At 61.8% G+C, this 26,479-nt stretch carries 25 protein-coding genes; 14 read left to right on the top strand and 11 right to left on the bottom strand.

Annotated elements, in window-relative coordinates:
• Positions 1–52: 52 nt before the first annotated feature.
• The 3 genes from ku to AC1DNK_RS16730 all read right to left on the bottom strand — a co-directional run bounded on the left by ku (position 53) and on the right by AC1DNK_RS16730 (position 1,994).
• On the bottom strand, positions 53–859 hold the full coding sequence (gene ku, locus AC1DNK_RS16740; protein WP_112386697.1) for a non-homologous end joining protein Ku: 807 nt from the start codon (positions 857–859) through the stop codon (positions 53–55).
• Positions 860–870: 11 nt separating this feature from the next.
• Entirely contained in the window at positions 871–1,596 is a 726-nt protein-coding gene (locus tag AC1DNK_RS16735; RefSeq protein ID WP_112386698.1) for a glutathione S-transferase, read from the bottom strand.
• Between the two features lie 83 nt (positions 1,597–1,679).
• The gene (locus tag AC1DNK_RS16730; RefSeq protein WP_112386753.1) at positions 1,680–1,994 is read right to left on the bottom strand and encodes a plasmid stabilization protein; all 315 of its coding nucleotides are present in this window, start codon (positions 1,992–1,994) and stop codon (positions 1,680–1,682) included.
• Positions 1,995–2,161: 167 nt separating this feature from the next.
• Between AC1DNK_RS16730 and AC1DNK_RS16725 the strand changes: the two genes are divergently transcribed.
• On the top strand, positions 2,162–2,518 hold the full coding sequence (locus AC1DNK_RS16725; protein WP_112386699.1) for a hypothetical protein: 357 nt from the start codon (positions 2,162–2,164) through the stop codon (positions 2,516–2,518).
• On the opposite strand, the gene AC1DNK_RS16720 is transcribed toward AC1DNK_RS16725, so the two are convergent.
• From AC1DNK_RS16720 to AC1DNK_RS16710, 3 genes are all read right to left on the bottom strand, one after another.
• Positions 2,515–5,238 carry a hybrid sensor histidine kinase/response regulator gene (locus AC1DNK_RS16720; RefSeq protein WP_477942228.1) on the bottom strand — a complete coding sequence of 908 codons (2,724 nt, stop codon included), beginning with the start codon at positions 5,236–5,238 and terminating at the stop codon, positions 2,515–2,517. The two genes, AC1DNK_RS16725 and AC1DNK_RS16720, sit on opposite strands and share 4 nt — an antisense overlap.
• Before the next feature lie 157 nt (positions 5,239–5,395).
• Entirely contained in the window at positions 5,396–5,566 is a 171-nt protein-coding gene (locus AC1DNK_RS16715) for a hypothetical protein (protein ID WP_162698734.1), read from the bottom strand.
• A 325-nt stretch (positions 5,567–5,891) separates the two neighbouring features.
• Positions 5,892–6,152: a DUF2934 domain-containing protein gene (locus AC1DNK_RS16710; RefSeq protein WP_112386702.1), complete on the bottom strand. Its 261-nt coding sequence runs from the start codon at positions 6,150–6,152 to the stop codon at positions 5,892–5,894.
• 283 nt (positions 6,153–6,435) lie between these two features.
• Here AC1DNK_RS16710 and treZ point away from each other — a divergent pair, with 283 nt between their 5' ends.
• The 3 genes from treZ to AC1DNK_RS16695 all read left to right on the top strand — a co-directional run bounded on the left by treZ (position 6,436) and on the right by AC1DNK_RS16695 (position 10,678).
• Positions 6,436–8,208 (top strand): malto-oligosyltrehalose trehalohydrolase, encoded by a 1,773-nt coding sequence (gene treZ / locus AC1DNK_RS16705; RefSeq protein WP_477942227.1) that lies wholly within the window; start codon positions 6,436–6,438, stop codon positions 8,206–8,208.
• Between the two features lie 88 nt (positions 8,209–8,296).
• Entirely contained in the window at positions 8,297–9,760 is a 1,464-nt protein-coding gene (locus AC1DNK_RS16700; RefSeq protein ID WP_112386704.1) for a phospholipase D-like domain-containing protein, read from the top strand.
• 90 nt (positions 9,761–9,850) lie between these two features.
• A complete protein-coding gene (locus AC1DNK_RS16695; RefSeq protein ID WP_112386705.1) occupies positions 9,851–10,678 on the top strand; it encodes an endonuclease/exonuclease/phosphatase family protein in 828 nt (275 codons plus the stop codon).
• 22 nt (positions 10,679–10,700) lie between these two features.
• On the opposite strand, the gene AC1DNK_RS16690 is transcribed toward AC1DNK_RS16695, so the two are convergent.
• A complete protein-coding gene (locus AC1DNK_RS16690; protein ID WP_112444406.1) occupies positions 10,701–11,333 on the bottom strand; it encodes a Rossmann-fold NAD(P)-binding domain-containing protein in 633 nt (210 codons plus the stop codon).
• A gap of 99 nt (positions 11,334–11,432) precedes the next feature.
• Positions 11,433–12,317, bottom strand: a complete 885-nt coding sequence (locus AC1DNK_RS16685) for an SDR family NAD(P)-dependent oxidoreductase (protein WP_477942505.1) — start codon at positions 12,315–12,317, stop codon at positions 11,433–11,435.
• Between the two features lie 47 nt (positions 12,318–12,364).
• Between AC1DNK_RS16685 and AC1DNK_RS16680 the strand changes: the two genes are divergently transcribed.
• Positions 12,365–12,970, top strand: coding sequence for a TetR/AcrR family transcriptional regulator (locus AC1DNK_RS16680; RefSeq protein WP_112386707.1), 606 nt, complete (start codon positions 12,365–12,367; stop codon positions 12,968–12,970).
• Positions 12,971–13,043: 73 nt separating this feature from the next.
• On the opposite strand, the gene AC1DNK_RS16675 is transcribed toward AC1DNK_RS16680, so the two are convergent.
• Positions 13,044–14,369, bottom strand: a complete 1,326-nt coding sequence (locus AC1DNK_RS16675) for a dicarboxylate/amino acid:cation symporter (RefSeq protein WP_405049552.1) — start codon at positions 14,367–14,369, stop codon at positions 13,044–13,046.
• Positions 14,370–14,591: 222 nt separating this feature from the next.
• Here AC1DNK_RS16675 and AC1DNK_RS16670 point away from each other — a divergent pair, with 222 nt between their 5' ends.
• Complete coding sequence (locus tag AC1DNK_RS16670; RefSeq protein ID WP_310290109.1) at positions 14,592–16,445, top strand: sensor histidine kinase; 1,854 nt, start codon at positions 14,592–14,594, stop codon at positions 16,443–16,445.
• Complete coding sequence (locus AC1DNK_RS16665) at positions 16,442–17,797, top strand: sigma-54-dependent transcriptional regulator (protein ID WP_477942225.1); 1,356 nt, start codon at positions 16,442–16,444, stop codon at positions 17,795–17,797. The genes AC1DNK_RS16670 and AC1DNK_RS16665 overlap by 4 nt, the downstream gene beginning before the upstream one ends.
• Before the next feature lie 32 nt (positions 17,798–17,829).
• On the opposite strand, the gene hutC is transcribed toward AC1DNK_RS16665, so the two are convergent.
• The gene (hutC, locus tag AC1DNK_RS16660; protein ID WP_112386710.1) at positions 17,830–18,582 is read right to left on the bottom strand and encodes a histidine utilization repressor; all 753 of its coding nucleotides are present in this window, start codon (positions 18,580–18,582) and stop codon (positions 17,830–17,832) included.
• Positions 18,583–18,761: 179 nt separating this feature from the next.
• Between hutC and AC1DNK_RS16655 the strand changes: the two genes are divergently transcribed.
• From AC1DNK_RS16655 to AC1DNK_RS16625, 7 genes are all read left to right on the top strand, one after another.
• On the top strand, positions 18,762–19,601 hold the full coding sequence (locus AC1DNK_RS16655; protein ID WP_112386756.1) for a transporter substrate-binding domain-containing protein: 840 nt from the start codon (positions 18,762–18,764) through the stop codon (positions 19,599–19,601).
• A gap of 99 nt (positions 19,602–19,700) precedes the next feature.
• On the top strand, positions 19,701–20,426 hold the full coding sequence (locus tag AC1DNK_RS16650; protein WP_112386711.1) for an ABC transporter permease: 726 nt from the start codon (positions 19,701–19,703) through the stop codon (positions 20,424–20,426).
• The gene (locus AC1DNK_RS16645; protein ID WP_112386712.1) at positions 20,426–21,130 is read left to right on the top strand and encodes an ABC transporter permease; all 705 of its coding nucleotides are present in this window, start codon (positions 20,426–20,428) and stop codon (positions 21,128–21,130) included. Before AC1DNK_RS16650 ends, AC1DNK_RS16645 begins: the two co-directional genes overlap by 1 nt.
• A 12-nt stretch (positions 21,131–21,142) precedes the next feature.
• Positions 21,143–21,919, top strand: coding sequence for an ABC transporter ATP-binding protein (locus tag AC1DNK_RS16640; protein ID WP_112386713.1), 777 nt, complete (start codon positions 21,143–21,145; stop codon positions 21,917–21,919).
• Entirely contained in the window at positions 21,916–23,403 is a 1,488-nt protein-coding gene (locus AC1DNK_RS16635) for an HAL/PAL/TAL family ammonia-lyase (protein ID WP_477942224.1), read from the top strand. The genes AC1DNK_RS16640 and AC1DNK_RS16635 overlap by 4 nt, the downstream gene beginning before the upstream one ends.
• Positions 23,404–23,413: 10 nt before the next feature.
• Entirely contained in the window at positions 23,414–24,556 is a 1,143-nt protein-coding gene (solA, locus tag AC1DNK_RS16630) for an N-methyl-L-tryptophan oxidase (RefSeq protein WP_112386715.1), read from the top strand.
• Positions 24,557–24,564: 8 nt separating this feature from the next.
• Complete coding sequence (locus AC1DNK_RS16625; protein ID WP_477942222.1) at positions 24,565–25,383, top strand: phosphate/phosphite/phosphonate ABC transporter substrate-binding protein; 819 nt, start codon at positions 24,565–24,567, stop codon at positions 25,381–25,383.
• A gap of 27 nt (positions 25,384–25,410) precedes the next feature.
• Here the strand turns inward: AC1DNK_RS16625 and AC1DNK_RS16620 are convergent, their stop codons facing one another.
• A complete protein-coding gene (locus AC1DNK_RS16620) occupies positions 25,411–26,469 on the bottom strand; it encodes an ABC transporter ATP-binding protein (protein WP_112386717.1) in 1,059 nt (352 codons plus the stop codon).
• Positions 26,470–26,479: the final 10 nt, after the last annotated feature.

Here is a 26,479-nt window from a genome sequence, read left to right as displayed (position 1 = left end):
ATGCAAACAGGCACCGTTCCGAATGCGACGGTTTGGGTCCGGAATTGGCCTGTTAGTGCCGCTTCGGCTGGCCGCTTTCTTTCGCCAGGCTCTTCTTCAGGGCATCCATGATATTGACGACATTGCCTGTCGATTTGACAGCAGGTGCCTTCTTGGCCGGTGCCGCCTTTTTCATGGTTTTCAGCTTGGCGCGGATAATGCTCTGCAGCCGCTTCTGCACCGGATCCTGCATCAGGGCGGGGCTCCAGTCCTGCGTCTGGTCCTTCACCAGCTTCTTCATCATCGCCAGCACCTTGGCATCGGGCTTGGCGTCGATAGCGACCGTTCCCACAGCCTCGCGAACCTCGTCGCCGTAATGCAGCGTCCAGAGCACGATCCCCTTGCCCTGCGGCTCCAGAAGCACCGCGCGTTCGCGGCGATAGAGCACCAGCCGGGCGATGCCGACCACGTCATTGGCAGCCATCGCCTCGCGGATGACGCAGAAAGCCTCGGTCCCGACCTTGTCTTCGGGTGCCAGGAAATGCGGCTTGTCGTACCAGATCCAGTCGATCGAGCCGCGCGGCACGAACGTGTCGATATCGATCGTCCGCGTGCTTTCCAGGCCGACCTCGTCGAGTTCGGCATCTTCGAGCAGCACATAATCGTCCTCGCCGCGCGGATAGCCCTTCACCTGCTCCCTGGCCGCAACCGCCCGGTGGGTAACGCTGTCCACATAGCGGCTTTCGACGCGGTTCTTGGTGTTGCGGTTCAAAACGTTGAACCGCACCTTGTTGCTGTCCGTCGTCGCCGGCGTCAGCGACACCTGCGCCGTCACCAACGAGAGCTTCAGATAGCCTTTCCAGAATGTCTGCCGGGGCATCTCGGTTCTCCTCAGGCCGCCTTGTCCAGTTCCGGATAGTGGCGGAAAATGCCGTTTACGTTGAAGGCGAGGCGGCGAGCGGATTTCAGGTAGGCAGCGATATTCGGCCGCTGCTCGACCCTATCGTGCAGCGCCTGCAACAACGGATATGTCTCCGCCGAGCCCTTCATCGCCTTGGGAAAGGCATAGCGCAGTCCTTTGAGCACCTGAAACAGCGACAGGTCCACATAGGTTAGCTTGTCGCCCGAGATATGCGCCGGCCCCTTCGGGTTGTTGGCGATGACGCGCTCGAAATAGCCGAAAAATTTGGGGATGCGCTCCTTGATGAACTCGCCCGAGCGCGCCTTTGCCTCTTCCTTCTGGTCTTCATAGTAGAGTGACGTTGCGATCGGGTGATGCGTGTCGTGCACCTCTGCGACGAAATCGGTGATCGTCAGCTGCAGGCCGTTGAGGACATAGCGCGCCGTATCATGCTTCGGTGCCAGGTCAAGCTTCGCTCCGAGATAGAACAGAATGTTGGCGACATGGGAAATGATCAGGTCGCCGTCCTTCAGGAATGGCGGCGCGAAGGGGATGTCACTACCCGAGCCGCTCTTCATGATTTCCATCATTTCGCCCGTGCCTCTGCCGGGCTCCCGCGTCACGTCGATGTAGCTGGCGCCAGCTTCCTCAAGCGCAAGGCGGACGAATTCGCCGCGACCCTGTATGCCGTCCCAATAATAGAGCTCGTATGCCATTCAACTCCCCGGCCAGATACGCCATGTTTCATCCATTGAAGTGTAGCGGCTGGCGCATCCGTCAACAGGCGCGGCTTTTACCATCAGTGATGAGCGTGTTGCGCATTGCGCTTGCGAGTTGCCGCTGCCTTGCTGGCGGAAGCGGAGCGCTCGGCGGGCGTGCGTGAGGCAGAGGCTTTGCCGCCGGTCCGGCCGCCCTTTCCCGCGGAGACGTGGGTGTCCGTCTTGCCGCGGCCGGATCCGGATTTGTTGCCGCCGCCGTCTTCCTTGTTGACGGTCGCCCAGGCCCGGCGCTCGGCCTCCTCGTGGGAGAGCCCGCGATCCTCGTAGCTCTCTTCGATATGCTCCGCCTTGCGCTTCTGCTTGCCGATATAGGCCGATTTTTCGCCTCTGGGCATCATCGCCTCCTGTTGCTCCAAACAAGTTTCAACCGCCCGGAACTTGAAAAGTTCCGTCCATTCCGCGGCGCGGTACGATTCTTACGTAAACGGAACAAAAATCGCGTTGACCCCGTTTTTGGCGGCGAGTCCTGAAACCTCATGACCAAAAAGGAAGGAGCACAGACATGGACAACCACATCAGCGAAGCCGATGGAAACGGCAAGATCGATCTGAATGGCCAGCTATCGCCTGTGGCCTACAGCCTCAAGGTAAGGAAGGGCACAGGCCAATCCTTTGAGATCAACGTTCGCCTGATGGCGTCGCGCGACTGGCTGCTGCAACGCGGCTTCGCCAGCGATGCCGTGCTGATCAGCGCCAGTGGCGCGCGTATTCCCGTCTATCACCCTGGCGGCGCGCTCAATATCGGCGACAGTCTGGCGGTCGAACTGATTGCGCGCGACGACAGCTGCGTCAGCACCGATGACATCGTCCGCAAATATCCCGAGTTCAACAGCGGCAGCCACAAGCTCGATGGGTTCTAGGCGATCGGGCGCTGCTGGGCCGCGGTCTTGATGGCTGTGTCGAGAGCCGTGCTGCTGAAGGGTTTTGTCAGCAACACGGAGCCGGCAAAGCGGGCCGCGTCCGGAAGGCTGCTATTGCCGGTGGCAAAGACCAATCCGACGGACGGGAATGCCGCACGCGCCTTGGCGGCAAAGGCGGGGCCGGACATACCCGGCAACCCGACATCGGCGACGATGATATCGACCGAGGCAGCAGCGAGGATTTCGACGCCGCGTTCGCCGCTCTCGGCTTCGATCACGTCATAGCCGAGATCCTGCAGGATCTCGGCTGTATCCATGCGGATGAAAGCGTCGTCTTCGACCAGCAGCAGCTTGAGCTTTTCCTGGACGATTTCGCGCGGCGGCGTTCCGGGCGCGCTGATTGCCGCTGCGGCGCTCTGGCGGCGCTGGGCCTGATTGGCAAGCACATGGCGGATCTTCCGGGCCAGCGCTTCGCGGGTATAAGGCTTCGAAAGCAGCTCCAGCCCCGGATCCAGACGGCCGCCATGGACGATGGAGTTTTCGGTATAGCCGGATGTGTAGAGGACGCCGACATGCGGAAGCCGTTCGCGCGCCATGCGGGCCAGTTCCGGGCTCTTCAGCGTGCCGGGCATGACGACATCTGTGAACAGAAGGTCGATATGGACGCCGCTCTCGATGACCGTCAGCGCGCTCTGCGCATCGCGGGCCTTAAGCACGTAATAACCGAGATCGGTCAGCATCTCGACGACGGTGGCGCGCACGCCTTCGTCGTCCTCGGCGACCAGAATGGTCTCGGTGCCGCCTACGGCAGGCACGGTCTCGATGCTGGCGATACGATCCTCGCTCTGGAAGGAGCGCGGCAGATACAGCTTCAGCGTCGTGCCTTCGCCGATCTCACTATAGATCTTCACATGCCCGCCGGATTGCTTGACGAAGCCATAGACCATTGACAGGCCGAGCCCGGTGCCCTTGCCTTCCGGCTTGGTGGAGAAGAACGGTTCGAAAGCCTGCTCGATGACATCAGCCGTCATGCCCGAACCGGTGTCGCTGACGGCGAGCACGACATATTGGCCGGCAACGACCTCGGGATGGGTGCGGCTGTAGGAATCGTCGAGAAACGCGTTGCCGACCTCGATCGTCAGCCTTCCCGAGCCATCCATTGCATCGCGAGCGTTGATCGCCAGATTGAGCAGGGCATTCTCGATCTGGATCGGATCGGCAAAGGTGTTCCAGAGCCCGCCGGAGACGATGGTCTCAACCTCGATTTCCTCACCCAGCGCGCGGCGCAGCATGTCGTCCATGCCCGAGACGAAGCGGCCGATATTGATCACCTTCGGTTCCAGCGGCTGGCGGCGGCCGAAGGCCAGAAGCTGGCTGGCAAGCCGTGAACCGCGATCGACGGCGGTGAGGGCGTTGGAGATACGCTCCTTGGCGCGGGTATTGCTGGAGACATCCTTGCCAAGCAGCTGGAGATTGCCCGAAATCACCTGCAGCAGGTTGTTGAAGTCATGCGCCACGCCACCGGTCAGCTTGCCGATCGATTCCATCTTCTGCGCCTGCTGGAGGGCAGCTTCCGCATGCTGGCGATCAGCGATCTCTGCGGCAACACGAACCTCGAGCGTCTCGTTCAGCCGCCGGAGCTGTTCCTCGACATTGCGGCGCTGATTGAGTTCCATCTCCTGGGCGCGAACGAGGCGCGCATTGTCGATCGCCACGGCGGCCTGGCCGGCGAGGCTAACAAGGCTCGATTCCGCGGCATCATTGAAGCGGCCGGGTTGCGCATGGCCAAAGAACAGGCCGCCGATCACCGAGCCGTCGCGCGACTTGACCGGCACGGCGAGATAGCTGCGCACGGGCAGGTGGCCCTTCGGCATTCCCGCATGCGGCGCGTTCTTGCCATAGCGTGGGTCGAGCAGGATGTCGTCGGAGCGTACGACGCCTTCACCATTGAAGGTCGGCGCGAAGACCTTGGTGTTGCGCGGCATCGGAAAGCGCTCGAAGTTCTTCCGGTCAACGCCCGACAGGGCATAGAGCATATAGCTGCCGCCTTCTCCGTCATCGACATTGTAGAAGAAGGCGCCGAACTCGGCGCCGGTCAGTGCTACGCCGGCATCGACTGCGGTTTGCGTCAGACGCTCGACATTCAGCTCGGCGGTGATCGCCGATCCCGCCGCATTGACGATCGATAGCGCATCCGACTTGATCCGGAGTTCATCGAGCGCCCGCCGCTCGCCACGTTTCGCGGTGACCTGGCCGGAGACCTCCATCGTCGCACAGAGAATGCCGACGATCGAGCCGGTCTCGTCGCGTAGCGGCGTATAGGAGAAGGTGAACCAGGCATCCGCAAGCTTGCCGCCGCGGCGCATCGGAACCAGCAGCTCTTCGAAAAGCTGCGCCTGGCCGTCAAGCGTTGCCTTTACGATCGGCTCGAACTGCGGCCAGATATCGCTCCAGACTTCCTTGAAGGGACGACCGAGAGCATGTGGATGGCGCTCCGAAAAGATCGGCACATAGGCGTCGTTGTAGATGAAGGCGAGGTCCGGACCCCAGGCGATGAACTTGGCATGGCGGGAATCGAGGGCGGCGTCGACGATGAAGCGGAGCGAGGCGGGCCATTGATCGACAGGTCCCAGACCTGAGGCGCGGAACTCCGGATCCCGAAGCATTTTGCCGATCCCGCCGCCACCCTTCGGCCAATCGCCTTCAGTCTGCCCCGTCATTCAAATTCACTTCCGTGCGATGCCGCTGCTTTCGCAGCGCGATTCTGCCCAATTGCAGGCTAAAATAGAGGGTCGCACGTATTGGGAAAGGCCTGACGGAAAATAAGCTTAACACGCGTGTATTCTTGCGCGCGAAGGACTGCCGGAGATGGGGGAACTACTTGCGGCCGAAGCGCTGGGCAACCGCGATCGCCTTGGTCAGATCGAAGAAGCGGCCGGATGCCGGACGGCGCTCCGGAAAGACGAAGCCGACCATATTGTCGATGACAATCACCAGCCCGATAGCGAGCAGAAAATAGGCCAGCGCGGCGATCGTCAGGACAAGCATTGTTCCCTCACACCGGCGCTATGAACATGTAGCAGCTGGCTACGATCAGGGACACGAGGATGACGTCGAAATAGCCTTTGTTCATGGCGGTTCTCCCATTCCCGCCAATAACATTCCAGGCGGGCTTTGGTTCCGCCATTCGTGGCCATTTCGCGGCAATATTTTGAAGATGCCAGATTGTGGTCTTCATTTGGCCTGATCGATCCCCCGGGGAGCTGTCTGCTCCATGAATCACACCATAAAACGCAAGTAATTCAGATATATGACACGAATAGGCAGACGCGGGTTTCCGCGCGTCTGCGAAGATCGGATAAATGATGTCAGGCTAAGCCGATTTGCGGCTTGCCGTCTTCTTGGGTGCGGCCACGGCCTTCACGGCGCCATTGGTCTTGGCACCGGCCGTTGTGGTCCGCTTTGCCCTGGTCTTGACTTCGGTGCCGTCCTTGGATGCGGCAGAGGTCTCGAGCGTTTCGCGCTCTTTCCTTGCCTGTTCCCAATGAACTGAATCGCGCCCCGTCGGGTGGCCCTCTTCTTCCCAGAGGGAATATGCACGCTTCTTGATCCACTCGTCGCGAGTTTCTGCCATCGCTGATCTCCCGTCACAACATGCCGCAGTCAAACGCTAGACTAGATGGGATGGTTCCAGAGGAATCATGCAGTTTCAAGAAGAATTTTGACACACTGCAAAATATTGTTTGCGGTGCAATATAAATGGGCAGTTTTGCTCGCTGGCAGCCTGCAATTTTGAGAGGTACTGCACAAAACTTGTGCTTTTCTCACTGCTAATGTTCGTGGGTCTGTACCGATGGAACAACCGGCGCGATCACGGATTTCGGAACATGTTCGGATATCAGCGACAAGGGGACGGCATGACCGGCAATGCGAAGCACGCCTGGGGGCCAATCAGGGACGGCGATGAGACCAAGTTCCGGCTTTGGGCACCGGGAGAAGCGGCGGTTGTTCTGCAGCTGGCTGGCGCCGGCCATGCAATGCAAGATACCGGTGATGGCTGGTTCGAGACGCGCGTGCCCGGACCGCTCGAAGGACAGGATTACGTCTTCGTTCTCGGAGATGGACGCGCCGTGCCCGACCCTGCTTCGCGCCAGCAGCGCGGCGATGTGCATGGCCCGTCGCTGGTGCCTGCCAGCGTCTATCGCTGGCGGACCGACTGGAAGGGAAGGGACTGGGAAGAGGCCGTCATCAGCGAGATCCACGTCGGCACCTTCACCGGCGAGGGCACGTTCTCAAGCGCGATCTCCAAGCTCGATCATCTGGCAGGGGCGGGCATCACGGCAATCGAAATGATGCCGGTGGCGCAGTTTTCCGGCGAGCGCGGATGGGGCTACGACGGGGTGCTGCATTACGCGCCGCATTCGGCCTACGGGACACCGGATGACTTTCGCGCCTTCATCGATGCAGCGCATGCCCGCGGCATCATGGTGCTGCTCGATGTCGTCTACAATCACTTCGGCCCTGAAGGAAACTACCTGCACGGCTATGCCCCGGATTTCTTCCGCGCCGACCGCCAGACACCGTGGGGAGCGGCAATCGATTTCGCTCAGCCCGCGGTGCGCCGCTATTTCATCGACAACGCACTCTATTGGATCGGCGAATTTCAGCTCGATGGCCTGAGGCTCGATGCCGTCGAACAGATCCATGACCTGTCGGAGCGCCATGTCCTCGAAGAATTGTCGAAAGAAGTGCGTAGCGCTTTTCCGGGCCGAAAGGTTCACCTGATCGTCGAGGATCAGCGCAATCTCGTCAGTCTGCTGGAGCGGGATGAAAAAGGCGAGGTCAAGACCTACACGGCCGAATGGAACGACGATTTCCACCATGTCGCGCATATCATCGCAACCGGCGAGGACAACGGTCACTACAAGCCCTTTGCCGGCGACCTCTGGGAAAAGACGAAGCTCGCCCTGCAGCATGGCTTCGTCTATCCCGACCGTGCCGATCCGCCGGTGCTGCCGCGCGACGAACGTGTCTATCTGCCGCCCGAAGCCTTTGTGAATTTTCTGCAGAACCACGACCAGATCGGCAATCGTGCCTTCGGCGAGCGTTTGCTGAGCCTGTCCCGGCCGCCGATGGTGGAGACGCTGACAGCGATCATGATGCTGGCGCCGCAGATCCCGTTCCTGTTCATGGGCGAGGAATATGGGGAGACGCAGCCCTTCTATTTCTTCTGCGACTACGCCGGCGAACTCGGCGATATGATCCGCAAAGGCCGCATGAGGGAAGCTGAAGGCTTCGGTGGTCTGAAGGAAGGCCAATCGAAGGAGACGCTGCCGGACCCGAATGCGCGCGCGACCTTCGATGGCTCAGCCCTGCAATGGCAGCGCGCCGAGACTTCGGATGGCAGGCGCCGGAAAGCGTTCGTCGCGGAGCTTGCGCGGATCCGGCAACAGCATGTCGTACCGCTGCTGAAGCGGACACCGCGGATGCAGGCCGAGGCACTGGAAACCGCCGATGGCGCCCTGGCGATCGATTGGGCGATGGACGGCGCGCGGCTGCAGCTGCGTGCCAACCTCACGTCGCAATCGATAACGCTGCCCGCGGTCAATGGTCAGACGATCTTCGAGCTGGTCCGCGAGGTACATGGGGAGGGATTGCCGCCGGAATCGGTGGTTTTCGCCATTGCCTGACCGCATTTCACAGCCGCATGAAAGATTCACGCCTGACGCGAAGAGTGGCGAATTGAACGCTGCCATTTCGCGGCTATATTCCTGACCGATGTTTTATCTCATCTCGACCTACTGGCCGCATATTCTTTTCATCATCTCGATCGCCATGGGAGCCGCGGCGGCGATTCACGCCGCCATGACCAAGGAGGAAGTGCGCGCCGCGATCGGCTGGGTCGGCGTCATCATCCTGTCGCCGATCGTCGGTGCCGTGCTTTATGCCATTGCCGGCGTCAATCGCATCCGCCGCAAGTCGCTGAGTATCCGGCGCGATGAACTGCTGCCCGATGAAGCGCTGGACGAGCTCGAGACCTTCGATGCCGATGCGGAGATGGTGATCAGCGGCTATGGCTACCGCTTTGCCGCCATGCAGACGCTCGGCGACCGCGTTGCGCGCAATCCGCTGACAACGGGCAACACGATCGACATGCTGGAAACGGGTGACGATGCCTATCGTGCAATGAAGGCGGCGATCGATGGTGCCGAGCGCAGCGTTCTGCTGGAGACCTATATCTTCGACCGCGACAGGATCGGCCTCAGGATCGCCGATGCGCTGATAGCGGCCGTCAAGCGCGGCGTGGAAGTGCGGGTCCTGATCGATGCCGTCGGCGCCCGCTATTCCGTGCCGAGCATCCTCGGCTATCTCGCCGAGGGCGGCGTGACCGTCTCGGTCTTTAACGGCAACGTCATCATAGGCCTCAGGCTGCCCTATGCGAATCTCAGGACCCACCGCAAGATCGTCATTGTCGATGGGCGGCTGGCGCTGACCGGCGGGATGAATATCCGCGAAGGGTTCAGCGAGGAGATGTCGGGCGAGAGCTATGCCCGCGACACGCATTTTTCTGTCACCGGTCCGGCCGTCGCCGATCTGTTCGATGTCGCCGCCGAAGACTGGCGGTTTGCGACGGGAGAGCTTTTGAACAGCGCGGCCTGGCAGACCGCCACGCCGGAGCGCGAGCCGGGTGATCCGGTGTTCATGCGCGTCGTTGCATCGGGGCCGGACCGCAGCGTCGAAACCAATCACAAGATGCTGATGGGTGCCTTCTCTGTCGCGCGAAAATCGATCCGCATCATGTCTCCCTATTTCCTGCCGGATCGTGAACTGATCAGCGCGCTGGTGACGGCGGCGCGGCGCGGCGTCGAGGTGGATATCATCGTTCCCGCCGTCAACAATCTGATGCTGGTCGACCGGGCAATGACGGCGCAGTTTGACCAGATCCTCAAGAATTACTGCCGAATCTGGCGGGCGACCGGCAGCTTCAGCCATTCCAAGCTTATGACGGTCGATGGCGCCTGGGCCTATGTCGGTTCCTCCAACATCGACCCGCGGTCGCTGCGTCTGAATTTCGAGATCGATCTCGAAGTGTTCAATGAAGGATTTGCAGCCGAGATCGACGAGCACGCCGAAGAGGTGCTGCGCACGGCAACGCCGGTGACGCTGGAGGGCTTGCGCGCCCGGCCCTTCCTGGTTCGTCTCGTCGAGAAGGTTCTCTGGCTCGGCTCGCCCTATCTCTGATTTTCTGCGCTTCCCCTATGGCAGCTTCTGTTGTGCCGCCTATAATCCCGGGAGAGCTATTTTCGATCAACGGAGCCTTTGCCCACTCCGATGCATGCCAGAAAAGACAGTATCCCCGCCAGCATCCTGGCCTCGATCCGCAACAGGAAGAAGCGGCTTGACGCCGCCCTTGCCGAAGCGCGGCCGCGTGCCGAAGGCACATTGATCGCCTCCTACAACGTGCACAAATGCGTCGGCGCTGACCGGCGGTTCGACCCTGAGCGGACCAGCCGCGTCATCCACGAGATTGATGCCGACCTGATCGCGCTTCAGGAGGCCGACACGCGTTTCGGCGAGCGCACCGGCATTCTCGATCTTGCCCGTCTGGAGCGCGAGACCGGCCTTATCCCGGTGCCGATCACCGGCATGGCGAAGGCGCATGGCTGGCACGGCAATGTCGTGCTTTTCAAGAAAGGCCTGGTGCGCGACGTCCACCAGATCAAGCTCCCCGGCCTTGAGCCGCGCGGCGCGTTGGTGGCCGAAATCGAGCTGGAGCGTGGCGGGGCACTGCGCATCATCGCCGCGCATTTCGGCCTGCTGCGCCATTCGCGCGCCCGTCAGGCGCAGATGCTGGTCGAACTGATGGCCGACCGGCACGAGATGCCGACGATCCTGCTTGGCGATCTCAACGAATGGCGGCTCGGCGACCGCTCGTCGCTGAACAGCTTTCAATCGGCTTTCGGGCCGCAGCCGCCGGCTGTTCCAAGCTTCCCGGCGCGACTGCCGATCCTGGCGCTCGATCGCATCATCGCCAACCGCAAGGGCGTTCTGACGACGATTGAAGCGCATGATACGCCGCTGTCGCGCGTTGCCTCTGATCATCTGCCGATCAAGGCGGTGATCAATCTGCAGACGATAGAGAAACTGGCGAAGGCATAGATTCTGTCGCTATCGAATGATGTCAGCGCATCTGTTCAGCATAGATGAAATGACATCCCGGCTTTGCGGCGATGACCGCGTCGAGCGCGGCTGCGGCAATCCTTTCCGCCGGATTGAGATGAAACTTCTTCGGCAGGACCGGCGCCAGAAGCCGAACCACGGCGAGTGCCGCTCTCTCCGCCCGCCGCGTCTCGCTACGCTCTCCGCCGATCAGGCTCGGCCTGCAGATCGTCAGGGATCGAAAACCGATATTCCGGATGTCCCGCTCGACCTCGCCTTTCGTCCGCGAATAGAAATTCATGGACTTTTCCGATGCGCCAACGGCGCTGACGATGGCATAGGTTTTGACGCCGGCGTCAAACGCCGCTTGGCCGAACGCGACCGGTAATTCGTGGTCGACGTAGCGAAATGCTTCCTTCGAACCAGCCTTAGCTTGTGTTGTTCCGAGCGCGCACAGGATTGCGTCCGGCTGGTACGATATGGAGGTTTGAACAAGCGCCTCCAGACGCGGGGCAACGGGGTTCAACAACCGGTCGCGGGCAGGCAGCGGCGTTCTTGTCGGCGCGACGACTTCGGAGATCGCGGCGTTGGCAAGTGCCAACTCCAATGCCTTGTTGCCGACCAGTCCCGTTGCGCCAAGCAATAGCAGCTTCATCTTCAGCTCTTTCATAGGGTGAGATCACGCCGGCCTTGTCAGGCATAGAGAATGCCCTGGCCCCGGAAGGCGTCAAGCAATTCCCGGGGCTTATATGGCTTAGGCGTCCGGGCGGCCTTGAGCGGCGTACGTCACGGCTTCCCATTCACCCCAATTTTTCAGCCGCGCCTCGTAGACCGATTTGAATTTCACGATCGTTCCCGTGCCGAGCGCCAAGCGGAGCGGTGGCTGATCTGCGTCCACGGCCTGAAACAGTGCCGCACTTGTTGCTTCCGGATCGCCGAAGTCTTCCGGCTTGAACGAGGCGCGAATGGCCTGGCGTATCGGGTTGTAGATGTCGATCGCCGGTGCAGACCGGGCCGATGAGCCGAAGCCGGTGGTGAAGTGGCCCGGCTCAAGGATCGTGACCTTGATGCCGAATGCTGCGACTTCACCGGCCAATCCCTCTGAAATGGCTTCGACCGCAAATTTGGTTGCCGTATATGTCCCGCCGGTCGGAAAGCCGATGACGCCGCCGATGCTCGACACCGTTATGATGTGACCGCTGGCCTGCGCCCGCAGGATCGGCAAGGTGGCCTGCATCAGCCACAGCGTGCCGAACACGTTCGTTTCAAAATTGGCCTTGGCCTGCTCGGGCTCGATCTCCTCGATGGCCCCGAAATAGCCATAGCCGGCATTGCTCACAACGACGTCCAGACGCCCGAAGTGCCTGTGCGCGTTGCCGACCGCCTCGAATACCGCGCCGCGATCCGCAACATCGAGAGGCAGTACCAGAATTGCATTACCATGAGCTGCTGCGAGCTCTTCGAGCGATGTGATGTCTCGTGCGGTGGCAGCGACCTTGTCGCCGCGCCGCAGGGCGGCTTCAGCCCAGACACGCCCAAATCCTCGCGCCGCTCCGGTGATGAACCAAACTTTGGCCGATGTCATATTGCGCTTCTCCGTTGATATAATTGCACTGAGTGCAGAAAATAAATATCGCACTGAGTGCAAGTTTGGCAAGCGCCTTTTTTGCGGTAAGAGTTGTGGTCATGGAAACCGCTGACACCGCCCCCATCGGCTTGCGCGAAAGCAAACGCAGATCGACGCTCGACCGCATCGCAAAAGCAGGCCTGAAACTGTTCATGGAGAATGGCTACGAGGCCACCACGCTTGACGCGATCGCGGCGGCGTCGGGAATATCGCGCCGGACGTTCTTTTCTTATTTGAAGTCGAAGGAGGATGTTCTCCTGGCGCACGAGAGCGGCGGCATTCCCGACATGCTGCGCCCCACCTTTCTTGCGCAGTCACCGGACCAGCCGCCGCTGGAGGCTGCTCGCAAGACATTCCTGATTCTTGCTTCAAGATATGAAAGCAAGGAATCCATTCTCGCCGACCGGATCCTGCGCTCGACGGAAACGCTTCGGCTGCGCAAGGATGCGCTTCACATTCAGTTGGAGGACGTGCTGGCGGAGGCGATGTACGAATTATGGCCGGGTGAGGCAGGGCGGTCGGCACTGCGGCTGGCGGCGATCACCGCAATGGGAACACTTCGCTTCGCCAAGGAGAACTGGCGGCAGGCAAATGGCGCACATCCGCTCACGTACTATATCGATGAGGGTTTTGATCTTCTTCAGCGCCCACTCGATCTCGCATAAAGCGAGCCGCAAACGGAAAAGCCCGCCGCAAGCGGCGGGCCTTCCGGAGACCGGGTCTCTTCCCTGGGAGGAATTATTCGGCGGCCTGAAGAACCGGGACCGGCTCTTCGGTTGCCTGACCGGAAAGCGCGCGGGCCAGCATGCCTTCGTCCAGTTCGTTTTCCCAGCGGGCGACGACGACAGTTGCGACCGCGTTGCCGACGAAGTTGGTGAGGGCGCGGCATTCCGACATGAAGCGGTCGATGCCGAGGATCAGCGCCATGCCGGCCACTGGGACGGACGGGACGACAGAGAGTGTTGCCGCAAGCGTGATGAAGCCGGCGCCGGTGATGCCTGCGGCACCCTTGGAGCTCAGCATCGCGACGAGCAGCAGCAGGATCTGGTCGCCGAAGGTGAGCGGCGTGTCGGTTGCCTGGGCGATGAACAGGGCTGCCAGCGTCATGTAGATGTTGGTGCCGTCGAGGTTGAACGAATAGCCGGTCGGGATGACCAGACCGACGACGGATCGCTTGCAGCCGGCCCGTTCCATCTTCTGCATTAGGCCGGGAAGGGCGGCTTCCGACGACGAGGTGCCGAGAACCAGCAGAAGCTCTTCCTTGATGTAGCGGATCAGCGCGAAGATCGAGAAGCCGTTGTACTTGGCAACAGCGCCGAGCACGACGATCACGAAGAGCAGTGACGTCAGGTAGAACGTGCCGATCAGGAAGGCGAGGTTGGCGATCGAGCCGATGCCGTATTTGCCGATGGTGAAGGCCATGGCGCCGAACGCGCCGATCGGTGCTGCCTTCATCAGGATGGCGACAAGGCGGAAGATCGGTGCAGTCAACGCGTTCAGGAAGTCGAGAACTGGCTTGCCGCGATCGCCGACCATGCCGAGCGCGATACCGAAGAGCACCGAGAAGAACAGCACCTGCAGGATGTCGCCCTGGGCGAAGGCGCCGACGATCGTGTCCGGAATGATGTTCATCAGGAAGCCGGTGATGGTCGCGTCATGCGCCTTGCTGGCATAGCTGGAGACGGCATTCGCATCGAGCGAGGCGGCGGAAATATGCATTCCGGCGCCCGGCTGCAGAACGTTGGCGATCAGCATGCCGACGGCGAGCGCCAGCGTCGAGAAGACGAGGAAGTAGATCATCGCCTTGCCGGCAACGCGTCCGACCTTTTTCAGATCGGACATTCCGGCAATGCCGGTCGCGACCGTCAGGAAAATAACCGGGGCGATGATCATCTTCACGAGCTTGATAAAGGCATCGCCGAGCGGCTTCAGCGCCGTACCGGTATCCGGATAGAAGTGGCCGAGCAGGATGCCGGCGACAATGGCGGCGATCACCTGTACGTAAAGATGCCGGTAGAACGGCAGAGGCGCACGCGGCTGCGTGTCTTGGTGTGCAATGTCCATGATATCCTCCATGAAGCCCCAACCAAGGATTTGGCTCTCCCGGGGCGAATTGCGTTTCGTCGCAGAACGATCAGCAATCGGCGTGCCAGACTCGGAAATTCTGACTAAGGCATTGATTTATTTTGAGACTATACATTGGTCTGCAAGTCGTCTGATGCGGAATGTGCGTAAATCCGCACGGATTATATTGAATGAAGTGCGGTTTTGTGCTCAATATTGGCGATGGCCATAGCCGTTCCATCCGCGGAAGACGCGCGCCTTCGCCTCGGCATTCGCCGGACGTGGGTCGTCTTTGCGCTGATATCGGCGCTGATCGCGGCTGCCGCACTGACCACTGCGGCGATCTATGGGCGCTCTGCAGCACTTTCGGCGCTGCAACAGCAGGGCCGCACCGATGCCAATCTGAAGGTTGCCCTGCTTCAGGCCGTTCTGGAACGGCCGCGTGCGCTGCCCCTTCTGCTGTCGCGTGACCGCGATGTGGAGGACGCGCTGACCCAGTCCGGTCAGGAAAAGAAGGATGCGTTGAGCGGCAAGCTGGAAGATCTGGTCAAGGGCACCAATGCCGCCGTCATCTACGTGGTCAACGCGGATGGTATCGCGGTTTCGGCCAGCAACTGGCACGAAGCGACGAGTTTCGTCGGAAACGACTATACGTTCCGCAGCTATTTCACCCGCGGCATGCGGGAGGGGATGGCCGAGCATTTTGCGCTCGGCTCCGTCAGCAAGCGCCCCGGGCTCTATATCTCGCACCGTATCGGGCCTGCATCGGCTCCGCTTGGCGTCGTTGTCGTCAAGATGGAGTTCGATCAGCTGGAGAGCGATTGGAGCGACACGCAGCGTCCGGCCTTCGTGGTCGATCAGAACAACGTGGTGCTGATCACCAGCGTGCCCTCCTGGCGGTTCATGACGTCGGAAGCGCTTGCTGCCGATAGCCTGCTTTCGATCCGCGAGAGCCTGCAGTTCGGCGATGCGCCGCTTTTGCCTCTGCCTTTCCGGCCGGTGAAGGCGCTGGGAGCCGACGCGCTGCTGATCCGCGCCATCCTTCCGGGTGGCCGGGCCGCGACCTATCTCAAGATCATAGCGCCTGTGCCTTCGACGAACTGGACGTTTCAGTATCTGTTGCCGGTCGAATTGCCGGTGGCTGCGGCCGTGCGCGAGGCCCTGCTGGTGACGGCGCTGGCGCTTTTGACCGTGATTGCCATTGCCGCCATCTGGCTGCGCCGCAGGGATGTGGCGCTGATGACCATCGTGCGCGAGCAGCTGGCGCGCGAAGAGCTGGAGCAGCGTGTTGCCGAGCGGACGCGTGATCTCAGCCGGACGCGCGATAGCCTCGAGGCCGAGATCACCCGTCACCGGGCGACCGATGCGCGGCTGCAGAGCGTGCAGCAGGATCTGGTCAATGCCAACCGGCTGGCGATCCTCGGCCAGATCGCGGCCGGTGTCGCCCATGAGATCAATCAGCCGGTCGCGACGATCCGCGCCTATGCCGACAATTCCGCGGTCTATCTCAAGCGCCAGCAGACCGAACCGGTTGCGGAGAACCTTGCGCTGATTGCCGGACTGACGGAGCGGATCGGGACCATCACCGAGGATCTGAAGGCACTCGCCCGGCGCGGACGAACGGCGCCCGAAGCGGTTGGCGTCGAGGAGATGATAGACGGCGCGCTGATGTTGCTGCGCAGCCGTTTCACCGGCCGGCTTGAGATGCTGACCGTCGAGCCTGTCCCTGAAGGCCTGCAGGTCATGGGCACCCGGCTGCGGCTGGAGCAGGTGTTCATCAACCTGTTTCAGAATGCGCTGGAAGCCGTGGAGGCGCGCGATGGCGGCCGGGTGACGGTTTCGGCAGGTGTTTCCGGCGACGGCGTTGCCATTTCGGTCGCCGATAACGGTCCGGGCATTGCCCCCGATATTCTCGAAGCCCTGTTCGAACCCTTTAATTCCTCCAAGGAAAAAGGCCTCGGCCTCGGCCTGGTGATCTCCAAGGACATTGTCTCCGACTATGGCGGCAGCATCGATGTCGAGAGCGGGGCCGACGGCACCCGCTTCATCGTCCATCTGAAGGAGGTTTCCGCATGAGCAAGGCAGCCCCGGTCATTCTCGTTGACGACGACAAGGATCTGTTGCGCGCCACCGGGCAGACGCTCGATCTCGCCGGCTTCGACGTCACGCTTTGCACGTCGGCGATGGAAGCGCTCGGCAAGCTCGACCGCACATTTCCGGGCGTGCTGGTGTCGGACATCCGCATGCCTGGCCTCGATGGATTGCAGATGTTCGAGCGCATCCGCCAGCTCGACGCCGAGCTACCCGTTATCCTGATGACCGGCCACGGAGATATCCAGATGGCCGTCAAGGCGATCCAGGACGGTGCCTATGATTTCATTGCAAAGCCGTTTGCCACCGAGCGGCTGATTCAATGCGTACGGCGTGCGGCCGAAAAGCGGGCGCTGGTGATCGAAAACCGCAATCTCCGCGAAGCCGCGCAGCAGGCCGACCCGGGCATGCCTCTGATTGGGCAGACCCCTGTGATGGAGCGCCTGCGCCATATGCTGCGCCAGATCGCCGATACCGATGTCGATGTGCTTGTCACCGGCGAAACCGGCAGTGGCAAGGAGGTTGTGGCGAGCCTGCTGCATGGTTGGAGCCGCCGTTCGAAAGGCAATTTCGTGGCGCTGAACTGCGGCGCGCTTCCCGAACAGATCATCGAGAGCGAGCTTTTCGGCCACGAGCCCGGCGCGTTTACCGGCGCGCAGAAGAAACGCGTCGGGCGGATCGAGCATTCGAGCGGCGGTACGCTGTTTCTCGATGAGATCGAGAGCATGCCGCTGTCGACGCAGGTGCAGATGCTGCGTGTTCTGGAGATGCGCCAGGTGACGCCGCTCGGAACGAACGAGGTGCGCCCCGTCGATCTGCGCATCGTTGCGGCGGCGAAGGTCGATCTCGGCGATCCCGGACAACGCCAGAGTTTTCGGGAAGATCTCTATTACCGTCTGAACGTGGTGACGCTGGCGATCCCGCCGCTTCGCGAGCGGCGCGACGATATTCCGCTGCTTTTCAGCTATTTTGCCGAGCGGGCGGCCCGCCGCTTCCATCGCGATGTGCCGAAGATCACCGCAACCGTCAGCCGCCATCTGCGGGATCATGACTGGCCGGGCAATGTCCGCGAACTCTCGCATTTCGCCGAGCGCACCGTCCTGGGCATGCAGCCCGCCGAGCCCGAACCGCCGAAGGCCGATCCCGGCGCTTCCAACGGCGTGCCGCTGCCCGAGCGGCTGGATCACTACGAAGCCGGGATCATTCGCGATACACTGATCTCGTTCGGTGGCAACGTGCAGCAGACGATCGCCGCCTTGGGCATCCCGAGAAAGACGTTTTATGACAAGATGCAGCGTCACGGGATCGTTCGCAGCGACTACGCCGACAAGCGGTGAACGGTTAAATCACCGTTAACTCCCATATACAACTACTTGGCTTCTACGCCGTTGCGGCTTTCCAGCCGGTAGCGGTGGCCAGGATAGATGAGGCGCGCGACGGACACGACGCCGCGTGAAGACCATGTCCGCCGGCGGATTGTCAGGCAGGGTTCGGACTTCAGGATCGTCAGCAGCTTGCATTCCCAAGGCTGCGGCATGACCGCCTCGACAATGTGTTCCGAGCCCGTCAGCGGTGCGACTTCCGAGAGGTAAGCGTTCGGCGTCTTGCTGCGGAAATCCTGAGTAAGGTAATCAGGGGCGGCATCCGGGTGGACGTGGCGGTCCTCGATCTGCACCGGGACGCCGTTTTCGCTGTGGACGACGAGTGAATGGAACACCGCCGAGCCGATCTCCAGACCCAATGCATCCGCCATTTCAGGCGATGCAGTCTCCTGCGCCAGCACGATAACCGCCGCTTCATGGGCGTGGCCGCGCTCGGCGATCTCCTCGGCGATGTTGCGCACTTCGAAGAGGGCGGAGACGCCCTTGCGTTCGGCAACGAACGAACCGACGCCTTGAATACGCACCAGTTCGCCCTCGCTGGCAAGCTCGCGAAGCGCCCGGTTGGCGGTCATCTTGCTGACGCCGAGTTCGACAACTAGCTCGTTTTCCGACGGTACGCGGTATTTGGGCGGCCACTCGCCGCTGTGAATCCTGTCGAGAATGATCTGCTTGACGCCCGCATAAAGCGGGGTCGCGTCATTCTCGGCCAATTCCCGCTTCATTTCACCGGCACGTTTCATTGCCTAATCCCTTGGCATCGACAGCAATTGCCGCAAAACTCAACTTTCCATCTTGCATATCACAAAATTATTCATATGGTACCCTATACAACCTTCGGCGAGATATGATCTTCGCAAAAGGCAAGCCGGCGGAGATCGGCAGGAAAGACGGTCAATCGAATTTCAGAGGAGTTTGGAACATGAAATTGCATAGCATCATCGTGTCTGGAGCGGTGGCAATCTCCGCTCTCGCAACGCCGGTTCTCGGCAAGGACTGGAAGACTGCGACGATTACCCTCGAGGGTGCCTACGCACCCTGGAACATGACGAATGCCGACGGCACGCTAGGCGGCTTCGAGCCGGAACTGGCCAAGGTGCTCTGCGAGCGCGCCAAGATCGAATGCAAGCTTGTCGCGTCCGACTGGGACGGCATGATCCCGGCGCTGAATGCCGGCAAGTTCGATGTGATCATGGATGCGCTGTCGATCACCGAAGAGCGCAAGAAGATCATCGACTTCACCGTTCCCTATGCCGCGACGCCTGCCGCTTTCGCGACCGCCAAGGATAGCCCGCTGGCAAATGCCGCCGGTACCGGCGTGACGATCAAGATGACGCCCGGCCAGACCGGCGTGAAGGAAATCGATGCGCTGAAGGAAGCCTTCAAGGGCAAGACGATCGGCATCCAGGCCGCGACCGTCTATGCGAAGTTCGTCTATGACAACTTCGGCTCGATCGCCGAAATCCGCGAATACAAGACCGGCGCCGACCGCGATCTCGATCTGCAGAACGGCCGTATCGATCTAGGCTTCGACGACGCGGTCTATTTCAACAACGCATTCGCGTCGGCAAACGATACGCTTGCCTTCACCGGCCCGGAAATCGCCGGCTCGATCTGGGGCGAGGGCGAAGGTCTCGGCATCCGGAAGGAAGACACCGACCTGCGCGACAAGTTCAGCGAAGCCATCAAGTCCGCGCTGGCCGACGGTACCGTCAAGACCCTCTCGATGAAGTGGTTCAAGGTCGACGTCAGCCCGCAATAAGCAACCTTCGGGCTATCACCGATACGGTCTCCGGCACCTTGCCGGAGACGCCTGTGATAATCTCGACGCCTGAAGCTGCTATCGACGGGAACGGACGCAATGGGAACCTTGGGACTCTTGGGCTTCGGCTCGAACGGATGGGGCGCATTGTTGCTTGTTGCAACCTTGATGACGCTCGCCGTGACCGCGACTGCGCTGGCGATCGGCGCCGTACTCGGCACCATCATCGCCTCGACCAAACTCTCCGGCAATATGCTGCTGGTGACGCTCGGCAATATCTATACGACCGTGTTTCGCGGCGTGCCTGAATTGCTGATCATCTATTTGATCTATTTCGGCGGCTCGGCGGCGGTGACATCCGTCGGTCAATGGCTAGGCTACGAGGGCTTCCTCGGCCTGCCCTCCTTTGCCGCCGGCGCCCTTGCCGTCGGCATCATCTCCGGCGCCTATCAGGCGGAAGTCTATCGCGGCGCCTTTCTGGCGATCTCCAAGGGAGAGCTGGAAGCGGCCTCGGCGATCGGCATGCCGCGCGCGCTGCGCCTGCGGCGCGTCATCATTCCGCAGGTCCTGCGCTTCGCGATCCCCGGTCTCGGCAATGTCTGGCAGCTAAGCCTCAAGGATTCGGCGCTGATCTCCGTCACCGGTCTCGCCGAGCTGATGCGCACCAGCCAGGTGGCCGCAGGCTCGACGCGTCAGTATTTCCTGTTTTTCATCGCCGGCGGCCTTCTCTATCTGTTGCTCACCAGTCTCTCGGACCGGATCTTCAACACCGCCGAACGGCGCGCAAACCGCAGTATGCCTGCGTCGGCGATGGGGCAAGCGTGATGGATTTCGAATTTCTGTTCTCCACCATGGTGACGCTGCTGAAAGCAGTGCCGACGACGCTGATCCTGTTTTCGCTGTCGATCTTTTTCGGCGGCCTGCTGGCGCTCGTCATCGTCTCGCTTCGCGTCAGCGGCAATCCGTTGCTGGCCGGTTTCGCCAAGGGCTACATCTTCATCTTCCGCGGCTCCCCGCTGCTGATCCAGATGTTCCTGGTCTTTTACGGGCTTGGTCAGTTCGGCGTCATCCGCTACTCCTTCCTCTGGCCCTTCCTGCGCGAGCCAATGGTCTGCGCCGTGCTTTCGCTGGCGCTCTGCACGGCAGGCTACTCTGCGGAAATCTTCCGCAGCGGCATCCGCGCCGTCTCGCCAAAGGAAATCGAGGCGGCCCGCGCCATCGGCATGCCGCGCATGCTGATGATCCGGCGGATCATCGCGCCCATCGCCTTCCGTCATGCGCTGCCTGCCTATTCCACCGAGATCGTGCTGATGATGAAATCGACAGCGCTCGCAAGCCTCGTCACCGTCTGGGAAGTCACCGGCGTCGCGCAGCGGCTGATTTCGCAGACCTATCGCACCATGGAAGTCTTCCTGTGCGCCGCCATCATCTACCTGGTGCTGAACTTCATCATCCTGCAGGCCATGGCGCTGCTCGAATATTCACTCTCCAAACACCGCCGCGCCATCCCGCCGGCACTCAAGGCCTAAGGAGCAACCGCGATGCCCGGTGTGACACGCCTTTCCGTTCGCAACATCCGCAAGAGCTTCGGCACCCATGAGGTCCTGCGCGGCATTTCCCTTGAGGCCCAGGACGGCGATGTTATTTCGCTGCTCGGCGCTTCCGGCTCGGGAAAGTCGACCTTCCTGCGCTGTATCAATCTCCTGGAAACCGCGAGCGATGGCGAGATCTGGGTCGATGGCGAGCAAATCCGCATGGTGCACAAGAACGGCAGCAGCCGTCCTGCCAGCCAGAAGCAGGTCGACCACATCCGTTCCGAACTCGGCATGGTGTTCCAGAGCTTCAACCTCTGGTCTCACATGACCATCCTGCAGAATGTCATCGAGGGGCCGGTCCACGTTTTGAAGCGCCCGAAGGCCGAGTGTATTGCCGAGGCCGAGGCGCTTCTGGAAAAGGTCGGCATCGCCGACAAGCGCCATGCCTATCCGGCGCATCTTTCCGGCGGCCAGCAGCAGCGTGCCGCGATCGCTCGCGCCCTTGCCATGAAGCCAAAGGTCATGCTGTTCGATGAGCCGACATCGGCGCTCGATCCGGAATTGGTCGGCGAAGTGCTGCGCGTCATGCGCGCGCTGGCCGAGGAAGGCATGACGATGCTCGTCGTCACCCACGAGATGAGCTTTGCCCGCAACGTTTCCAACCGCGTCGTCTTCATGCGCGAAGGCCTGATCGAAAGCAGCGGCGCGCCCGACGATATGTTCGGCAGTGCGGCCACGCCGGCCTTCCGCCAGTTCATCGGCCATTTCGGAACCGGGCAATGACCATCGTCCTGCATGAACGTCTGTCGTGGCGCGATGTCGCCCGCGTTGGCGAGGGTGAAGCTCTGGCCTTGTCGGCCGCAGCACGCGACCGTGTCGCCCGCGCCAGACAGATCGTGGAGAGCATCGTCGAAAGCGGCGTCAGGGCTTATGGCATTAATACCGGGGTCGGCGCGTTGTCCGACACGGTCGTTGACCGCACCTCGCAGAGCCGCCTGTCGCGCAATATCATTCTGAGCCATGCCTGCGGTGTCGGTCCTCTGCTGGCGCCGCGCGAAGTGCGCGCGATCATCGCTGCGCAGATCGCCAATTTCGGCCACGGCCATTCCGGCGTGCGCCCTGAAATCCTCGAACATCTCACGGCATTCCTCGCGAAGGACTGCATTCCCGATGTGCCGTCCAGGGGATCGGCCGGATATCTCACCCACAACGCCCATTCGGCTCTAGTGCTGATCGGAGAGGGCCATGCAACCGTCGGCGGGCGGCGCATGACGGGGCGCGAGGCACTTCTCGCGATCGGGCTCGCGCCGCTTGTGCTTCAAGCCAAGGAAGGCCTGAGCCTCGTCAACGGAACGGCCTGCGCAACGGGCTTGTCTTCCGTTGCCCTGTCCCGCGCCGAACGGCTGCTCGATTGGGCCGACGCCGCCGCAGCGCTGACGCTCGAAGCTGTCGGCTGCCAGATAGCCGCTTTTGAGAAATCAGTGCTGTCGCTCCGTCCTTCCAAAGGTATTGCGAAGGTAGGCGGGCGCTTACGCTCCCGGTTAAAGGGCAGCGCGCTGGTCGACGCCGCCAAGGGCAAACGGACGCAGGACGCGCTCAGCCTCCGCTCGGTGCCCCACGCCCACGGCGCTGCGTGGGACGTGTTCGAGGAGACGGCCCGGATCGTCGATCAGGAGCTGGCTTCCGTGACCGACAACCCCGCGATCTCCGGGACGCCGGATCGTCCCGTGGTGTCCTCCGAAGCGCATGCCGTGGCGCCCGCCCTGGCGCAGGCCGCCGATGCTCTCGCAATCGCGATCGCGCAGATCGGCGCAATGAGCGAGCGGCGCGCGGACAGGCTGGTCAATCCGCTTGTCAGCGGGTTGCCGCCGTTTCTCGCCAGCGATGCCGGCAGCCATTCGGGCTTCATGATCGCGCAATATACCGCTGCGGCACTTGCCAACGAAAATCGCCGTCTCGCGGCACCCGCCTCGCTCGACGGCGGCATCACCTCCGGTTTGCAGGAGGACTTCCTGGCCCATCCGACGGCGGCGGCAAACAAGCTGCTCGCCATCATCGATAACGCCGAATATATCTTGGCCGTCGAACTGATGGCGGCAGCGCAGGCGCATGATTTCGTGGCCGTCAACGGTGCACGCGCCACCGGAACCGGCGCCATTCACGCGATGGTGCGCGGCGTTGCAGGCCATTACCATGACGACCGGCCGTTGCATGGCGATATCGAGGCGCTCCGAACCCTGATATCAACCCATCAGCCGGCCGAGTGAGAGAATGGACATGTCTGCAGAATTCGATGTCGCCGTCATCGGTCTTGGTGCCATGGGGAGTTCGGCCGCCGCCTTCGCGGCATCGCGCGGTGCCAAAGTCATCGGGCTCGAAGCCTATTTCCCGGCCCATGCGCTCAGCTCGTCGCATGGTGACAGCCGTCTCATCCGGCTCGGCTATTTCGAAGACCCGTCCTATGTGCCGCTGCTGCAGCGTGCCTATGAAAACTGGCGGGCGCTGGAAGCACAGCTGCGAACCGATATCCTGACCGTCACAGGCGTGCTGCAGATCGGCGCACCGGACAGCAAGATCGTCAGCGGAACGAAGGCATCCTGTGAGATGCATGGCCTGGCGCATCAGATCCTCGACAAGCAGGAGATGGCGCGGCGGTTTCCGGCCTTTGCCCTCGATGACGGCGAGATCGGGCTGCTCGATCCGCAGGGCGGTTATGTCAAGCCTGAAGCCGCGATCATGGGCTACCTGAAGCTGGCCGCCGAACACGGTGCTGCGCTGCATTTCGGCGAACCGGTGCTTTCGATCGACCAGAGCGGCAATGGCGTGACGATCGTCTCGGGCACCGCGACCTACCGCGCACGCAAGGTCATCGTTGCGACCGGCGCCTGGATCGCCGAGCTCGTGCCGCAACTGCGGTCGCGTGCCGTGCCGATCCGCCAGGTGGTGGCCTGGTATCAGCCATCCGATGGCTTCGTTGCCGAGCCGCAGCGCATGCCCTGCTTCCTGCGGGATGACGGCGAGGGCGGATCCTATTTCGGTTTTCCGAATATCGGCATCGACGGCGTCAAGGTCGGCCGTCACGCGCATTTCCGCGAGCCGATCGATCCGCGTGCTCCCAATCCGCCCGTCAACGAGGCCGATACCGCGCTTCTTGACAGCTTCGTCCTCAAGCGTCTGCCGCATGCGGCTTCGATGCGGGTGCGGGCGACGACCTGCCGCTACACGATGCTGCCGAGCGAGGACTTCCTGATCGATCATGTGCCGGGTGCGCCTGATGTCGTCGTCTCCTCCGCCTGCTCCGGCCACGGCTTCAAATTCACCAGCGTCATCGGCGAACTTCTGGCGGATCTCGCGCTGGAGGGCGGCAGCGCGCTGCCGCACGGCCTGTTCTCGTTTGCGCGGCACTTCCCGAACGGCTGAGGCACAAGATGCATCTTGTCTGCCTGGCAATGTATGTTACCCCGCCGCCGCTTGCCGCGGCGACCGCTGAACTCTGGGAGTTCCTGCGCGCATATCTCGCGCGCCCGGGTGTCTCAGGATTGCCGGATCGTCTGGATACCGATCTGGCCTATGACGAAGCCTGGCTTCGTCCCGACCTCCTGCTCTCGCAGACCTGCGGCTATCCCTATGTGACACAGCTACGGGGCAGGGTCCGCCTCGTCGCAACGCCAGTCTACAGCCATCCGGGCTGCGACGGGCCGCTGATGCGCAGCGTCATCGTCGTCAGACGCGACTCGGTTTTTGCTGCGATCGAAGATCTGCGTGGCGCAGTCGCGGCGATCAATAGCCCGACCAGCAATTCCGGCGCCAATCTCCTGCGCGCCGCCGTTACTCCTCTTGTCCGGGAGGGGCGCTTCTTTGCTGCCTTTATCGAGACGGGAAGCCATGGCGCCAGCATCGATGCGGTTGCCCAGGGCCGCGCCGATTGTGCGGCCATCGATTGCGTTACACTTGCAAATATCCAACGCTTCGACCGTGAGCGCGTGACTGAAATCCGGCAGCTTGCGCTCACGCCTGCCAGTCCCGGGTTGCCCTTCATCACGTCTGGCGGTGCAACCGACGAACAGGTTGAGCTGCTTCGTGAAGCGCTCATGGCCTCGATCCGCGCGCCATTTCTTGCGGTGGCGCGCGATACGATGGGGCTGGTCGATTTCGACATCCTGCCGGACGCCCGTTACGAAGTGCTGCTGACGCTTGCCAAGCAGGCCGAGGAATTCGGCTACCGCGATTTCGACAGGCTGAAATGAGCGCCGCCTTCCCGGCGGCGCGCTTCCTCAGCCGATCCTGTTGCCCGACGCCGCGTCGAAGATGTGAACGGCGCCTTTGGTGAGGGTCAGTGTCTGTTTGCTGCCGACATCGAACCATGGCCGTTCGCGAAGCACCACCGAGACGAGTTGATCGCCGAGCTTGAGCTCGATGAAGGCTTCGGAGCCGGTCGGCTCGATATTCTCGACGGTTGCGTGCAGGTCGCCTTCTGCCCCAAGGCCGATTTCTTCCGGCCGCTTGCCGATCAGCAGCTTCTGGCCTTCCTGAACAGCTGATGGCGCTGCAAGTCCCGACGGTTGGCCATTCTGCAGGATCAGTTTGCCGCCGGTGACGGTTGCCGGGAACAGGTTCATCGCCGGCGAGCCGATGAACTGGGCGACGAAGGCATTGGCCGGGCGGTCGTAGAGTTCCAGTGGCGTGCCGATCTGCTCGATGCGGCCCGCCTGCATGACGACGATCCGGTCGGCCATGGTCATTGCCTCCACCTGGTCGTGGGTGACGTAGACCATGGTGGTGCCGAGGCGGCGGTGCAGGCTCTTGATTTCGCCGCGCATCTGCACGCGCAGCTTGGCGTCGAGGTTCGACAGCGGTTCGTCGAAGAGGAAGACCTGCGGATTGCGGACGATGGAACGGCCCATCGCGACGCGCTGGCGCTGGCCGCCGGACAGTGCCTTCGGCTTGCGCTGCAGCAGGCTTTCCAGGCCGAGAATCTCGGCCGCTTCGCGGACCTTCTTTTCCTTCTCAGCCTTGCCGGCGCCCGCCAGCGTCAGCGAGAAGGCCATGTTTTCCTCGACGGTCATATGCGGGTAGAGCGCATAGTTCTGGAACACCATCGAGATGTCGCGGCTCTTCGGGGGTAGGGTGTTGACCACCTTGCCGCCGATCGAGATCGTTCCGCCCGAAATGTCCTCAAGACCGGCGATCATCCGCAGCAGCGTGGACTTGCCGCAACCCGACGGGCCGACCAGGACGACGAATTCGCCGTCACCGATCGCCGCATCGATCCCGTGAATGACCTCGGCGCTGCCGTAGCGCTTGACGACCTTGTCGATCGTGACACTTGCCATGGGGATCTCC

This window comes from Rhizobium sp. 01N424, assembly GCF_056399485.1.
Note: the sequence above shows the minus strand (reverse complement) of the source record. Positions and strands in the feature narration are given on the sequence as shown.